Source organism: Methylotenera sp., from assembly GCF_029946165.1.
In the GTDB taxonomy this organism is placed as follows: Bacteria; Pseudomonadota; Gammaproteobacteria; order Burkholderiales; family Methylophilaceae; genus Methylotenera.
Map to the genome: position 1 here is coordinate 181393 of NZ_JAQSDZ010000006.1, position 13116 is coordinate 194508.

General features: G+C 42.3%; 16 protein-coding genes. 6 read left to right on the forward strand and 10 right to left on the reverse strand.

Translation table 11 applies throughout. From position 1 onward, the window contains the following. Positions 1–47 precede the first annotated feature (47 nt). The 4 genes from PSV17_RS05085 to thiS all read right to left on the reverse strand — a co-directional run bounded on the left by PSV17_RS05085 (position 48) and on the right by thiS (position 2870). Positions 48–1352 (reverse strand): murein transglycosylase A, encoded by a 1305-nt coding sequence (locus PSV17_RS05085; protein ID WP_300480414.1) that lies wholly within the window; start codon positions 1350–1352, stop codon positions 48–50. A 70-nt stretch (positions 1353–1422) separates the two neighbouring features. After that, on the reverse strand, positions 1423–1806 hold the full coding sequence (apaG, locus tag PSV17_RS05090) for a Co2+/Mg2+ efflux protein ApaG (RefSeq protein WP_300480255.1): 384 nt from the start codon (positions 1804–1806) through the stop codon (positions 1423–1425). Then, complete coding sequence (locus PSV17_RS05095) at positions 1803–2588, reverse strand: thiazole synthase (RefSeq protein ID WP_300480257.1); 786 nt, start codon at positions 2586–2588, stop codon at positions 1803–1805. The genes apaG and PSV17_RS05095 overlap by 4 nt, the downstream gene beginning before the upstream one ends. A gap of 78 nt (positions 2589–2666) precedes the next feature. Continuing rightward, positions 2667–2870, reverse strand: coding sequence for a sulfur carrier protein ThiS (gene thiS / locus PSV17_RS05100; protein WP_300480416.1), 204 nt, complete (start codon positions 2868–2870; stop codon positions 2667–2669). A gap of 298 nt (positions 2871–3168) precedes the next feature. On the opposite strand from thiS, the gene PSV17_RS05105 reads away from it, so the two are divergent. Then, positions 3169–3918 (forward strand): dienelactone hydrolase family protein, encoded by a 750-nt coding sequence (locus PSV17_RS05105; RefSeq protein ID WP_300480259.1) that lies wholly within the window; start codon positions 3169–3171, stop codon positions 3916–3918. A gap of 14 nt (positions 3919–3932) precedes the next feature. On the opposite strand, the gene nhaR is transcribed toward PSV17_RS05105, so the two are convergent. Further along, positions 3933–4829, reverse strand: coding sequence for a transcriptional activator NhaR (nhaR, locus tag PSV17_RS05110; protein ID WP_300480261.1), 897 nt, complete (start codon positions 4827–4829; stop codon positions 3933–3935). Between the two features lie 112 nt (positions 4830–4941). Between nhaR and PSV17_RS05115 the strand changes: the two genes are divergently transcribed. From PSV17_RS05115 to PSV17_RS05130, 4 genes are all read left to right on the forward strand, one after another. Next, on the forward strand, positions 4942–5289 hold the full coding sequence (locus PSV17_RS05115) for an HPF/RaiA family ribosome-associated protein (protein ID WP_300480263.1): 348 nt from the start codon (positions 4942–4944) through the stop codon (positions 5287–5289). A 79-nt stretch (positions 5290–5368) separates the two neighbouring features. After that, on the forward strand, positions 5369–6247 hold the full coding sequence (gene htpX / locus PSV17_RS05120) for a protease HtpX (RefSeq protein ID WP_300480264.1): 879 nt from the start codon (positions 5369–5371) through the stop codon (positions 6245–6247). Between the two features lie 20 nt (positions 6248–6267). Next, positions 6268–7341, forward strand: coding sequence for an AI-2E family transporter (locus tag PSV17_RS05125; RefSeq protein ID WP_300480265.1), 1074 nt, complete (start codon positions 6268–6270; stop codon positions 7339–7341). A gap of 70 nt (positions 7342–7411) precedes the next feature. After that, the gene (locus tag PSV17_RS05130; RefSeq protein WP_300480267.1) at positions 7412–8377 is read left to right on the forward strand and encodes a TerC family protein; all 966 of its coding nucleotides are present in this window, start codon (positions 7412–7414) and stop codon (positions 8375–8377) included. A gap of 91 nt (positions 8378–8468) precedes the next feature. Here the strand turns inward: PSV17_RS05130 and gndA are convergent, their stop codons facing one another. The 4 genes from gndA to PSV17_RS05150 all read right to left on the reverse strand — a co-directional run bounded on the left by gndA (position 8469) and on the right by PSV17_RS05150 (position 11913). Further along, positions 8469–9980: an NADP-dependent phosphogluconate dehydrogenase gene (gene gndA / locus PSV17_RS05135; protein ID WP_300480269.1), complete on the reverse strand. Its 1512-nt coding sequence runs from the start codon at positions 9978–9980 to the stop codon at positions 8469–8471. Positions 9981–10162: 182 nt separating this feature from the next. Continuing rightward, positions 10163–10381 (reverse strand): hypothetical protein, encoded by a 219-nt coding sequence (locus PSV17_RS05140; RefSeq protein ID WP_300480271.1) that lies wholly within the window; start codon positions 10379–10381, stop codon positions 10163–10165. Positions 10382–10476: 95 nt separating this feature from the next. Continuing rightward, entirely contained in the window at positions 10477–10827 is a 351-nt protein-coding gene (locus PSV17_RS05145) for a hypothetical protein (RefSeq protein WP_300480273.1), read from the reverse strand. A gap of 93 nt (positions 10828–10920) precedes the next feature. Next, positions 10921–11913 (reverse strand): L-threonylcarbamoyladenylate synthase, encoded by a 993-nt coding sequence (locus PSV17_RS05150; RefSeq protein WP_300480275.1) that lies wholly within the window; start codon positions 11911–11913, stop codon positions 10921–10923. Positions 11914–12025: 112 nt separating this feature from the next. Between PSV17_RS05150 and PSV17_RS05155 the strand changes: the two genes are divergently transcribed. Next, on the forward strand, positions 12026–12367 hold the full coding sequence (locus PSV17_RS05155) for a cupin domain-containing protein (RefSeq protein ID WP_300480277.1): 342 nt from the start codon (positions 12026–12028) through the stop codon (positions 12365–12367). Position 12368: 1 nt separating this feature from the next. Here the strand turns inward: PSV17_RS05155 and alkB are convergent, their stop codons facing one another. Then, positions 12369–13007 carry a DNA oxidative demethylase AlkB gene (gene alkB / locus PSV17_RS05160; protein ID WP_300480279.1) on the reverse strand — a complete coding sequence of 213 codons (639 nt, stop codon included), beginning with the start codon at positions 13005–13007 and terminating at the stop codon, positions 12369–12371. Positions 13008–13116 lie beyond the last annotated feature (109 nt).

The window sequence follows — 13116 nt, forward strand, 5'->3', positions numbered from 1 at the left end:
CCCTTTTTTATTTTCTATCGCATGCGATTAATAAATCAAATTCTCACTTATTTAATGACAAACTCTTTCGGTAAAAATACCCAAATCTTTCCAGTTTGCTTCATCGCACCCGCCTTAGCACCAGCTTCATTGCCATCACCCCAGTAAAAGTCAGCGCGCACGCCGCCTTTAATCGCACCGCCTGTATCTTGTGCCATCATCAAACGCTTAAGTGGCTTGGCGCTATTGGGCTCAGTGGTAGATAAAAATACGGGGGCACCTAAGGGCACATATTTTGGATCTATTGCCACAACGCGTTCGCCCAGAATAGGCACACCAAGCGCACCCAGTGGGCCCGGTAAACCTGCGGGTAGCTCTCTAAAGAACACGTAACTGGGGTTGCTATTCAATAATTCGCGAAGCTTGCTTGGATTGTTGCGCGCCCAATTTTTTATGCCATTCATGGAGGCGTTAGCCATCGTCAGCTCACCGCGTTCTACGAGCAAGCGTCCGATAGAGTTATAGGTAAGTCCGTTTTGGTCTGCATAGCCAACATGTACTTGCTCACCACTTTCCAACTTCACTAGCCCTGAGCCTTGTACCTGTAAAAAGAAAACATCGATGATGTCGTCTATGTACATAAACTCACGCCCTTTTAAAGGCGCAGCTTCTGACTCAATATCCGCACGATTGTAATAAGGCACTAATTTATTACCCACCAATCGCCCACGTACGCGCTTGTATTTAAGCTCTGGAAATAAACTATCTAACTCTACTGAAATCAAATCAGTCGGTGCTTGATACAAAGGGTTGGAGTATTTGGCCGATTTGAAACGGCTACCTTTGAGTATTGGCTCGTAATATCCTGTAATTAATCCGCTATCAGTACCATCAATATTGGTCGTTTTATACACGGAGAAGTTTTGTTTGAAATACGCAAGAATGGCCTCTGAACTCGGCTTATTGGCTGTTTGATTATTGAGTTGTATAGCGGCATTGCAGACTTTTTGCCACATAGGTTTATTAATGAGGGTGCTGCAACTTTGCATCCAAGCTGGCCAAGATAAACTCAAATCAGATAAATTTTGTTTTGTTTGACCCAAACCATCAACGTCTTCCCATAACGCAGGTTTTAATAAACCGTAGTCGGAGATTTTAATATCAGCAGTTTTAATATCGGTTGATTTTGCCTCTACAGGCTTGGGTTCTATAATCTGCTTATCTGGCTCAGTAATTTGCACAGAGCTAGAATCAGAGGACTTCACAGGATTTTTATTGGGGCCACATTCGCATTTAGCGATAGGCTTAGTGGGCGGAGTTGCTTTTAAAGTTTTACTAGCGCAGGCAGTCAGCCCACAGCAAATAGATGCGATAAAAATAAGGGTTGTAATTCTTTTTATCAATTGATTATTATCGCTTTAGAGGCTAAACGGGAATTCAACACTAATGTAAAACTCTAGGCATATTAAGTTTAAACGGATTAATCACAACATCAAATTGAGTACCGTCATCCGCGACCATTTGGTAAGTACCATGCATTTCACCCATAGGCGTACCTAATACGGTACCACTGGTATATTCAAAATGCGCCTTAGGATTTAATAAAGGCTGTGCGCCAACCACACCTAAGCCTTTGACTTCTTGCTGTTCACCATTCGCTTCTTTAATCACCCAATGACGGCTAATTAATTGCGCAGCAACATTACCTGTATTCACAATTTTAACGTGGTAGGCAAAAGCGTAACGGTTCCGTGCAATATCTGATTGATCTTCAAGAAACTCCGTTTCAACCGTCACGGTGCATTCATAATGCTTATCCGTGGTCATTTTGTCATCAAGCCTTCAGAAGGTGAGCTTGGGCTGGCGGAGTATAACTTTTTAGGCATACGACCAGCTAAATAAGCTTCACGTCCAGCTTTCACAGCTTTGTTCATGGCTGAGGCCATTAAAACAGGGTCGCGCGCTGCGGCAATCGCGGTATTCATCAATACACCTTGGCAACCCAACTCCATAGCAATCGCTGCATCAGAAGCCGTTCCTACGCCAGCATCCACTAGTACTGGAATTTGCGCATTGGCAATAATAATTTGTAGATTCCATGGGTTTAAGATGCCCATGCCAGAACCAATCAAAGACGCCAATGGCATCACCGCGCAACAGCCAATTTCCTCTAACTGTTTGGCAATGATCGGGTCATCAGAACAATACACCATCACGTCAAAACCATCTTTTACCAATGTTTTTGCCGCAGAAAGTGTTTCTATCATATTTGGGTAAAGCGTATTAGGGTCGCCTAACACTTCTAACTTAACCAGTTTGTGGCCATCTAACAACTCTCTAGCAAGGCGCAATGTACGCACTGCGTCATCGGCGGAATAACAACCTGCAGTATTTGGCAGATATGTAAATTCTTCTGGCGGTAAGAAATCTAGCAAAGAAGGCTCGCCAGCATTTTGGCCAATGTTAGTACGGCGTATTGCTACCGTGATAATTTCTGCACCACTGGCGTCAATCGCCGCACGAGTCTGCGCAAAATCCGCATATTTACCTGTGCCCACTAACAAACGTGATTGATAGCTTTTACCTGCAATTTTTAATAAATCTAACAATTTTTGTATCCTTTTAACATGGTGGTGAGTGGTTAGCGTAGCTATCTGGTGTGGCTTGTCAGAATATTTCTGTCAGCACTAGCCGCCACCTACTGCGCCCACTATTTCCAACTTATCACCCTCGGCCAAATCGGTATCTGCAAACTGGCTGCGTGGAACAATTTCACCGTTTCGTTCAATGGCAAGTCGTTTGCCTTCTAAATTAAGATGAGCGACCAATTGCGCTACTGTGAAGTTTTGCGCATCAAAACTGCGTGGTTTACCATTAATAATGAGTTGCATAGTGACAGACATCGCGTGAACTTTAGCAAGAAGTAATTATTTATGCTGTGCAAAATAATTACAATATAAAACATCATTTTACGAAATTAATAGCCTGTATAGCAAACCTTATCTCGACTAATTTCATAGTACTTTGAAATTAGTCCAGAATTAAAAATATAAGGCTATGTATTATGAAATGATTAATTTGTAAGCCTCTCAAATTACAATGTTATTCAGCACCATCCTTACCTTAATGAATTTCATCGTTGTACAATAGCAAAATTATTTTTTTACACCATCATTTAGAAGGTAAGCAATGAAAGTTCAAAGCCAAATCGCAGACATTAATACCCCAACAGGCGTGATGCGCACTTATATACATCGCCCTGTAGGCGGCAAACCAAGCGCTGGCGACAAATTTCCTACCATTTTATTTTATTCAGAAATTTTTCAGCAAACTGGTCCGATTGAAAGCGCAGCTAAAATCATCGCTAGTCATGGTTATGTGGTGTTGGTTCCTGAAGTATTTCATGAGTTAAATCCTATTGGTACTGTGTTGGCGTATGACGATGCGGGTCGTGACAAAGGCAATGCAGACAAAGCTGCCAAAGACGTGCAAGGTTACGACACAGATAACCAAGCAATGATTGCCTACATCAAACAACAAGATTGGTATGACGGCAACATTGGCGCAATGGGCTTTTGTATAGGTGGTCACTTAGCTTTCCGCGCTGCCCTACAACCAGAAATCAAAAGTACCGCTTGTTTCTATGCAACCGATTTACACTCAATGACCATCCCCAATAAACCAGGTCAGCATAGCATGGAGCGCCTGAGCGATATAACTGGAGAGTTGTTGATGATTTGGGGCAAGCAAGATAATCATATCCCAACCGCTGGGCGAACACAGGTCTACAATAAATTAACGGAAGCTAACCTCACATTTACTTGGCATGAATTCAATGCGCAACACGCCTTTATGCGTGATGGTGATGAACGCTACGACGCGCAAACTGCAATGCTATGCTATCAATTAGCGCTAAATCTATTCAGCAGAACAATGTAATCGAAAAAAGTATTTTAATTTGTAAAAAGCGTTTGTTTAGCCGTATCGCGGATTGCCGCGACGGCTGGATGATCAAAACGCCGTTCAACTGAAATGGCGTAGTAATAATCTTGCACCTCTTCAGTTTTACCAAGTTCAACGACCCCATATTGCCGAGTAATTTCAGACGCGATGACTGATGGTGCCATAAAAATACCAATCCCCGCTTGACCGAAAGCCTTCATTAAAGCGCTATCGTCAAACTCTCCAACAATTTGCGGGCGTATACGCTCCGTATTAAACCAGCGCATTAATCTGCCTCGCATTGCCGTATCTAGGCTAGGTACTAATAATGGCGCGTGATTTAAGCTAGCTGGAAAGCCTTTGCTATACTTAGCTGCGAGTGATGGCGTAGCAAAAAAGCTGATACCACATTCACCTAGTTTATGGTTATCAGCTTTTATATCTAATTGTTCTGGCATAGGTCTGTCAGACAAGACTAAATCTAATCGGTGTATGGCTAAATCACCGAGCAACTTATCTAACTTATCTTCTCTGCAAATGATTTTTATCGGCTCATTAAGTGCCATCGCAGGCGCGAGTAAGTTGTAAACAATTGATTTAGGCATCACATCAGCAATGCCCACACGAAAAGTAGCTATTTGCTTTACGGTTCCGCCAATTAGCGCTTGCTCCATCTCTGCGCCTATTTCAAATATCTCATCAGCATAAGATAATGCTAAACGGCCTGTTTCAGTCAGTTCCAAGCCACGGCCAACGCGCTTAAACAATGTCGCCTCCAAGGAAGTTTCTAGCAAACCTATTTGGCCGCTAAGGGTTTGCGGTGTTAAATCAAGTTGCTCACTAGCGCGGGCAATGCTGCCAGCACGCGCCACTTGCCAAAAATAATTCAGTTGTTTGTAGTTCAACATAATCAGCTAATCATCAGTTTTTTACGAATTGTTCATCAGTATAATCTTTATTTTTACGATGTGTTAAATCCCCTACTATATGCAAACGTTAATGCTAATTTAGGAGATTAAGATGCAACTTGATATTCAAACAAATGGTTTTTCATTAACCGATGGGATTCGGGACTACGCCACACGTCGCATGCAGTTTGCGCTTGATAGAAATGATGGGCATGTTATGCATGCTCGCATTAGCTTAGCGGACATCAATGGGCCGCGTGGTGGGATCGATAAAAGATGTCAAATTAATTTGGTATTGGCTGGTCACAGTAACATTGTGATAGAAGATACCGAAGCTGATTTATATGTGGCGATAGACCGCGCGAGTGACCGCTGCTCACGCACACTAAGCAGAAGACTGGAGAAGCTACGTGAGCATACTTACGACTCCGCTCCGATTCCATCAGCCACAGATGATTAAACAAACTTAACTATTTACTTTAGCTTGAGCAAACTAAAGATGAGACTTACTGCTCAATTTTGATGTTTTGGAGTTCGCAATGAAACGTATTATTTATTTCCTAGCCACCAACCTTGCCATTATGTTAGTACTTTCAGTAACCATGCGCATTCTTGGGGTAGAACCATATCTCAATGCTAACGGTTTAGATTTAGGCAACTTATTGGCATTTGCCGCCATTATGGGTTTTGGTGGTGCATTTATCTCGCTGGCTATGTCTAAGTGGTCTGCCAAGCGCATGTCTGGCGCGGTAGTGATTGAAGAAGCCCGCACGCCTACTGAAGTTTGGTTGATTAAAACGGTGCGCGCACAAGCCGATATGGTTGGGATTAAAATGCCAGAAGTAGCGGTATTTAACTCACCTGAAGTAAACGCTTTTGCAACTGGGATGACTAAAAATAGTTCTTTAGTCGCTGTATCAAGCGGCTTACTCAACAAAATGAGCAAAGATGAGGCTGAAGCGGTTCTTGCCCACGAAGTTTCGCACATTGCGAATGGCGACATGGTCACGCTCACTTTAATTCAAGGTGTGATCAACACCTTTGTAATGTTTTTGTCACGCGTCATTGGCTATGCAGTAGATAAAATCGTCTTTAAAACGGAAAAGGGTACCGGTCCTGCGTTCTTTGTCACAATGATCATTGCAGAACTATTACTGGGCATATTGGCATCGATTATTGTGATGTGGTTCTCACGTCAACGCGAGTTTCGTGCAGATGCAGGGGCGGCAAAACTATCGAGTGCTAAAAAAATGATTGCTGCTTTGGAACGTTTGCAAGCAGAACATGAGCCTAATGCTTTACCAAAACAAATGGCTGCTTTTGGCATTTCTGGTCAAGGTTCTAAAGGTTTCAAACGTTTATTTTCAAGCCATCCAGACTTATCTGAGCGCATTGATGCATTGCGGAATATTGCGTAAAAGTAGAAGTGGTTTAATCAATGCTTAACGCCAAAACAACGTTTAGTCGCCGTATAGTGCCATGGCTCGCATTAGGCGGCCTAATCACGCTGGCCTCTATGGTCATTGCTCCGTTTCTGGCTCCTATCGCATGGGCAGGCGTTTTGGCGTATGCATCATGGCCATTGGCTGAGAAAATTCGACGCTGGTGCACTAATAAAGATACCTTTGCAGCACTTTTAGCCACAACATTATTAGGGCTTACACTATTTTTACCTTTAATCTGGCTAATCTGGCTGGCGCAATTAGAACTTGGGCATTTATTACCTGCGCTTCAAACATTTTTAGCTAATCCACCGCCTGTACCTGAAACATTACGCCAGTTACCTTGGATTGGTGATTGGCTAATGCAACAGCATGCTCACTTAACTGCTAATCCGCATGGCGCTTCACTAATCGTTAAAACATGGCTTGCTGAGCACAAAGCTGACCTGAGCATGGTAGCGGGTGGATTAGGCAAAAGTTTGGCGAAAATGATATTTGTTGTCGTGATTTTATTTTTCTTTTTTCGTGATGGCACACGTATTATGCGCGAATTACGGCACGTGTTGGAACGATTTATCGGTGCCAATGCTCATGATTATCTACATGCTGCTGGCACCACTACTCGCGCTGTAGTCTATGGAATTTTACTTACCGCTTTAGTCCAAGGGATTGTAGCTGGGCTTGGATACTGGGTCGCGGGATTATCATCACCAGTAATGTTTGGCGTATTAACCATGATATTAGCGCTAATTCCATTCGGCACACCATTAGCATGGGGCGCGGCAGGACTATTATTATTGTTGCAAGGCGAAACTAGCGCAGCTATTGGCGTATGGATTTGGGGAGCTGCTATCGTTAGCCAACTTGATAATGTACTCAGACCGTTATTTATTAGCAGTATTAGCCCAATACCATTTTTATTAGTGCTGTTTGGCGTACTAGGGGGGTTACTCGCTTTTGGCTTAGTAGGGCTATTTATCGGACCAATCGTGCTGTCAGTGGTATGGGCAGTCTGGCGTGAATGGACGGCTCATTTGGATGAAGATGAGTTAATAGATAACGAGCAGTAAGATTCAAAGGTTTAGATCAAAAAACCTAGATTGATTAATATTAAATTAAAGAAGAAAGACAATAAAACCAATGGCTGAAATGCAATCAATTGCAACATGGTGGATGTGGTCAGGTTTTGGCATGTTTGTGGTGTCTATGTTGTCTATAGACATGTTCGCATTAGGCCGCAAAGGTGCACATAAAGTCAGCGCTAAAGAAGCGCTAGCTTGGTCATTCATTTGGTTTTCGTTAGCGCTATTATTTGGTGGCGCCTTGTGGGCTTGGTTAGACCACACCTCTGGTCGAGAGATAGCCGATGCCAAGGTAATGGAGTATCTCACGGGCTACTTGTTAGAAAAAACTTTAGCAATGGACAATATTTTTGTTTTCGTCATGTTGTTTTCCTACTTTGCCGTGCCAATTGAATTTCAAAAGCGCGTGTTAGTTTACGGTGTATTAGGAGCGATTGTGCTGCGAGCACTAATGATACTGCTTGGCGCATGGCTGATTGCCGAGTTTCATTGGGTACTTTATGTGTTTGGCGCCTTTTTATTTATCACTGGCATCAAAATGTTTATTTTTGCAGACCAAGAACCAAATCTAGCGCAAAATCCGTTGCTCAAATGGCTTCGCCGACACTTGCGTATCACCGATAGTTATCATGGTGACAGATTCTGGATAACTAAAAATGGCGTACGCTGGTTCACGCCTATGTTTTTAGTTTTAGTCCTTGTCGAGTTTTCAGATGTAATTTTTGCAATGGACAGTATTCCTGCCATTTTTGCTATTACTAGCGACCCCTTTATCGTATTTACTTCCAACATCTTTGCTATTCTAGGCCTACGTGCGCTGTACTTTTTATTGGCAGACATGGCAGATAGATTTCACTTACTCAAATATGGCCTGGCCGTTGTACTCATGTTTGTCGGTACTAAAATGCTGATTGTGGAATGGTTTAAAATTCCAGTTGCCGTTTCACTAGCGGTGGTCATTGCAGTGCTGGGCATTAGTATATTACTCAGCCTAAAAAACACACGGCATCTTTCCAAAAACTAGCAAAAACTCGCGAATTGCTAAACAATAAAAAAGGGCAGAAAATCTGCCCTTTTTTACATTGCTAAATTACTTATTTATTAGAGTCTAAATTTTAGATTTCTAATTGTGGACGACCAGCTTCTGGCCAATCCAAATGGAAGAACTCGCCACGTGGTTTGTCAGTACGCTCATAAGTATGTGCGCCGAAGTAGTCACGTTGACCTTGTAACAAGTTAGCTGGCAATACCGCACTACGGTAACCATCATAATAAGCCATCGCCGCCGCAAAACCTTGTGCTGGAATACCGTTTGTGACTGCCAAGGCAATCACTTTACGCCAGCCTGCTTGACCATCATTCATGGCTTGTGTGAAGTATGGATCTAACATCAAGTTTTTCAAACGTGAATTCAATGCATACGCATCAGTAATCTTTTGCAAGAAACGTGCGCGGATGATACAACCACCGCGCCAAATTTGAGCAATTTCACCGAAGTTCAATTTCCAATTGTAAGCCACTTGTGCTTTATCAATCAATTGGAAACCTTGCGCGTAAGCACAGATTTTTGAACAATATAAAGCATTTTTAATCGCGTCGATAATCGCTTTTTTGTCGCCTTCAACTTTAATTTCTGGGCCTTTTAAGATTTTGCTAGCTTCAACACGCTCTTCTTTTAAGCTTGAAAGCGCACGTGCGTAAACTGCTGCTGCAATCGCGTTAGCTGGTGCACCTAATTCAAGCGCGTTCGCTGCAGTCCATTGACCTGTACCTTTTTGACCAGCAGTATCTAGAATCTTGTCTACCAAGAAGCCAGGGCCCATTGGGTCTTTTTGTTGCAGAATATCAGCAGTAATTTCAATCAAGAAGCTTGATAATTCGCCTTTGTTCCACTCTTCAAATACTTTACCAATTTCATTTGCTGGCATGCCAAGCAAGTTTTTCATTAACCAGTAAGCTTCGCAAATCAATTGCATGTCGATATATTCAATACCGTTGTGCACCATTTTTACGTAGTGACCAGCGCCATCTGGACCAATGTACTCAGCACATGAGAAACCGCCAACAACTGGCTTACCAGGTGTACCACCTTCCATAGGTTCGCCTGTAACAGCGTCAACTTTAGCTGCAATATCGCGCCAAATTGGCTCTAAACTCGCCCAAGCTTTACGTGTGCCTGATGGCATTAATGATGGACCGAAACGTGCGCCAGTTTCACCACCTGAAACGCCAGAACCGATGAAATCAATGCCTTTAACAGCCAATTCTTTTTCACGACGGATCGTATCTGTCCACAATGAGTTACCGCCATCAATAATGATGTCGCCCTGCTCTAAGAAAGGTAATAAAGCGTTAATCGTAACGTCTGTTGCGCTACCAGCTTTAACTAACAAAATAATTTTACGTGGACGTTTAATGCTTAAAACAAATGATGCTAAATCAGCATGACCTACAACACGTTCGTGTGAAGGCTCATTTTTTTTACATTCTTCAATGAAGTTCACCATTTTTTTAGAATCACGGTTGTAAACCGCAATGGTATAGCCATGATCGGCAATATTCAGAGCCAAGTTTTGGCCCATAACAGCAAGGCCAACTAGGCCAATATCAGCATTTTGTGTAGACATTTATCTTCTCTTTTGGAGTTGTTTAATGGAAAGGGTATTTTTGTACGCAAGATTATAAAACTTTTAGCGAATTAAATCGTTATAAATTCGCACTTTTAGCCGTTTATTTTGCTTTATTTATATGTTTTGAGAAAAAATACAAGACTTGTCTTTGACCTTAGACATACAAGTTGGATTTAAGCCTAAAAATCACTACTTCTTCCAGATGAATAGCCTTGCGGCACATCGTTTTGTAATTCACCGCATTGCGCACAGCGATGGTCGTGCATGGTAGGGCTTAATACCAAATCCACACTTCCGCAAAACTTACAATGCTTAGCAGTCTCAATAGGCGTTTTATGATTCGCTTCGTGCTGTTCGGTAGCCACCTTGGTACTACCCAAACCGTATTTATTATCCATGGTGAAACCTCTATAGGTATACAAAGAGTTCAAAGATGAATAGTTAAATTACGCCCTTTTATTGCTGTAGGCAAGCGCTAATTAATCTCGTTAATTTACTTTTTAATCTGCGGCTTGCAACCAGTGTAGGCGATTTTTTCACCGTCGGTTAAGGTTGTTGCATCACCGTTAGTCGACAATGTAATGAGGCCACTGGTATAGCGATTGTTGTCAGTTTTAGTGAGATTCACTTCATGATCAGGGTAAATCAACCAAGCATCTTTGCCGTTATTTAGCATACGCACATAAAATTGTTTGCCTTCATCACATTTGTAAGCAATTGCATTTTGTGGCGTGGCTGAGTGCTCTTGCTCATTGCTGCTAAATGGATTAAGGTTAATAGAGCTACATGATGGCAATGCAACTAAGCTTGCCACGATAATCAATTGATTTAATTTTTTCGTCATACTGTGAATCCTTTAAAAATTTCCGTATTTATTGCAAACCCAAATCATACACATACGTTAGACTTTTATGCTTTAGCCTATTACTTTACTACTCTAATTGGCTTTACTAAAACCAGCGCGACTTAATCTATCCAACACCGCAGCCCATTCTGGAGTATCTGGCGGCAATTCAACTAATAAACTGTCAACTTTTAAGGAATCTAGTTGATGCAAAGCGCCATATAGTTGCGCAGCCACTTCTCTTGGTTGATTAGCTAACTGGCTAATGTAACAACTAGGCTTAATGCCATCGCCAATGATTAAAGCAACACAAGTTTTGCCTGTATTTATTAATTGCACAGAAGTTTCAATTAAAGTAGCTCGATCTTTAAATAACAACATGGGTGTGCGTGGTGAGTAATGCAATGCATGTTGGCCAGGCGCTTTAGGGGTTAAGGCTACCGTATTTGCTTTATCCATCGACTGTTCAACTACCGTTTTACGCTGCGGCTGACCTGCTATTTTAGCAATATCGGCTTCGCTAATCATACCCGGACGTAGTAGTTGCCATTGCCCATCAGTTGTAACACTCACAATAGTTGATTCAATGCCTACTTGGCATGCACCGCCATCTAACACAGGAATATTATCACCCAAACCCTCCTCTACGTGAGCCGCCGTAGTTGGACTAAGTTGTGTAAATTTATTGGCAGATGGTGCGGCAACACTTAATTTACTTATTCTTAGCAGCTCTAAAGTTAAAGGATGATTTGGCACACGTAGCGCAATAGTTGGCTCGCCAGCTCGCACCACTGGTGAAACATCATTCTTTGCTGGCAATATCAAGGTAAGCGCACCGGGCCAAAAGGTTTTAGCCAGCTTAACTGCAACTTCTGGGAAGTCTGTGGCCCACTCGGCAACTTGGCTAATATCGCCAATATGCACGATCAGCGGATGGTCAGCAGGGCGCTGCTTAGTTGTGAATATTTTCTGCAACGCAATATCATTCGTCGCATCCGCCGCTAAGCCGTATACGGTTTCGGTAGGAATCGCCACAACTTCGCCATTTTGAAGCCTTGCTGCGGCTTCTTGTAAACTAATGCGCATATAAAATAATTGCTGATACAAAACGACTATTTTACTACTTATGTTACTAAACAATCATCATTTGCCTGCGATACGTTAAAATAGCGCATCTCTAATTCATTAAGAACCCATCATGAAACAAACGCCATTAAAAGAAATCACCGTTGAACAGAATCCAGCGCAATCAAAACTTGATACGCTTAACGTGAGTAAATGGCCAACTTGGCAAAAAGAAGTTTCTACTTTTCCATGGACATTCCCAGAGCAAGAAATTGCTTATATTTTGGAAGGTGAATGCGTCGTGACGACCTGCTGCGGCACAACTGTTACGTTTGGTAAGGGTGATTTAGTAACTTTTCCAGCGGGTGTGAAAATCACTTGGGAAGTAAAACAAGCATTGCATAAACATTACCAACTTGATGGCAACATTGTGACGCAAACATTTAAACGCATCAAAGCTGCGCTAAAACTATAACTTAACCGGCTTTTCGAAAAGTAAGGTTGTACCTATACGCACCCAAAATAGGGTGCGTATTCATTTTCAGTGGCGCTATTGCGTGAAAATTTAGCCGTGATTGACCGCCCCAAACAACAACATCCCCATGCGCTAAAGGGATTTTGAGGGTTTTGTCCGTACGCGTTAAGCCGCAAAATTTAAATACAGCAGGGATTCCCAATGAAACGCTCACAATTGGCTGGTTAAAATCCAACTCATTTTTATCCTGATGCAGACCCATGCTTGTACCCACTTGATACTGATTGATTAAACAAGCATCGGGTTGGAAACCAACAAACCCTGCATTCTCAGCAGAGGAAATTGCAAGTTGCTGAAAACTTTCTGGCATCAAAGGCCAATGATTATCAGTAATCGGGTCTTTGCTATCATAGCGATAACCTTGGCGGTCACTCACCCAACCTAGCGCGCCACAATTAGTCATAGCCGCAGAAATTGCAAAACCATTTTTTGTCACCATGTGTCGCAATGGCGCTTGGCTGAGTACTTGCGTCAGATCTTTCAATAATGCCACTTCATTTGCTAGTGCGTAACCTTTTAGCAAAAAGGCTTCATTAGAAATTTCTAATTTGTTTGTTTCGATACCATCAAACAAATCCATTCAAACATCCTTTAATAATGCATTAAGCGTGTTATAGCGCGCTTTTAATTATGCAAGTTTCTTGAGCGCTTTCAGACAAGCAAGTCACTCTTGCAATTAACTTGCGCTA

Bases quoted from the DNA above. Each gene is read 5' to 3' on its own strand.
- apaG (WP_300480255.1), bottom strand. From the start codon at position 1,806: ATGACCACGGATAAGCATTATGAATGCACCGTGACGGTTGAAACGGAG.
- thiS (WP_300480416.1), bottom strand. From the start codon at position 2,870: ATGCAACTCATTATTAATGGTAAACCACGCAGTTTTGATGCGCAAAAC.
- PSV17_RS05105 (WP_300480259.1), top strand. From the start codon at position 3,169: ATGAAAGTTCAAAGCCAAATCGCAGACATTAATACCCCAACAGGCGTG.
- nhaR (WP_300480261.1), bottom strand. From the start codon at position 4,829: ATGTTGAACTACAAACAACTGAATTATTTTTGGCAAGTGGCGCGTGCT.
- PSV17_RS05115 (WP_300480263.1), top strand. From the start codon at position 4,942: ATGCAACTTGATATTCAAACAAATGGTTTTTCATTAACCGATGGGATT.
- htpX (WP_300480264.1), top strand. From the start codon at position 5,369: ATGAAACGTATTATTTATTTCCTAGCCACCAACCTTGCCATTATGTTA.
- PSV17_RS05125 (WP_300480265.1), top strand. From the start codon at position 6,268: ATGCTTAACGCCAAAACAACGTTTAGTCGCCGTATAGTGCCATGGCTC.
- PSV17_RS05130 (WP_300480267.1), top strand. From the start codon at position 7,412: ATGGCTGAAATGCAATCAATTGCAACATGGTGGATGTGGTCAGGTTTT.
- gndA (WP_300480269.1), bottom strand. From the start codon at position 9,980: ATGTCTACACAAAATGCTGATATTGGCCTAGTTGGCCTTGCTGTTATG.
- PSV17_RS05140 (WP_300480271.1), bottom strand. From the start codon at position 10,381: ATGGATAATAAATACGGTTTGGGTAGTACCAAGGTGGCTACCGAACAG.
- PSV17_RS05145 (WP_300480273.1), bottom strand. From the start codon at position 10,827: ATGACGAAAAAATTAAATCAATTGATTATCGTGGCAAGCTTAGTTGCA.
- PSV17_RS05150 (WP_300480275.1), bottom strand. From the start codon at position 11,913: ATGCGCATTAGTTTACAAGAAGCCGCAGCAAGGCTTCAAAATGGCGAA.
- PSV17_RS05155 (WP_300480277.1), top strand. From the start codon at position 12,026: ATGAAACAAACGCCATTAAAAGAAATCACCGTTGAACAGAATCCAGCG.
- alkB (WP_300480279.1), bottom strand. From the start codon at position 13,007: ATGGATTTGTTTGATGGTATCGAAACAAACAAATTAGAAATTTCTAAT.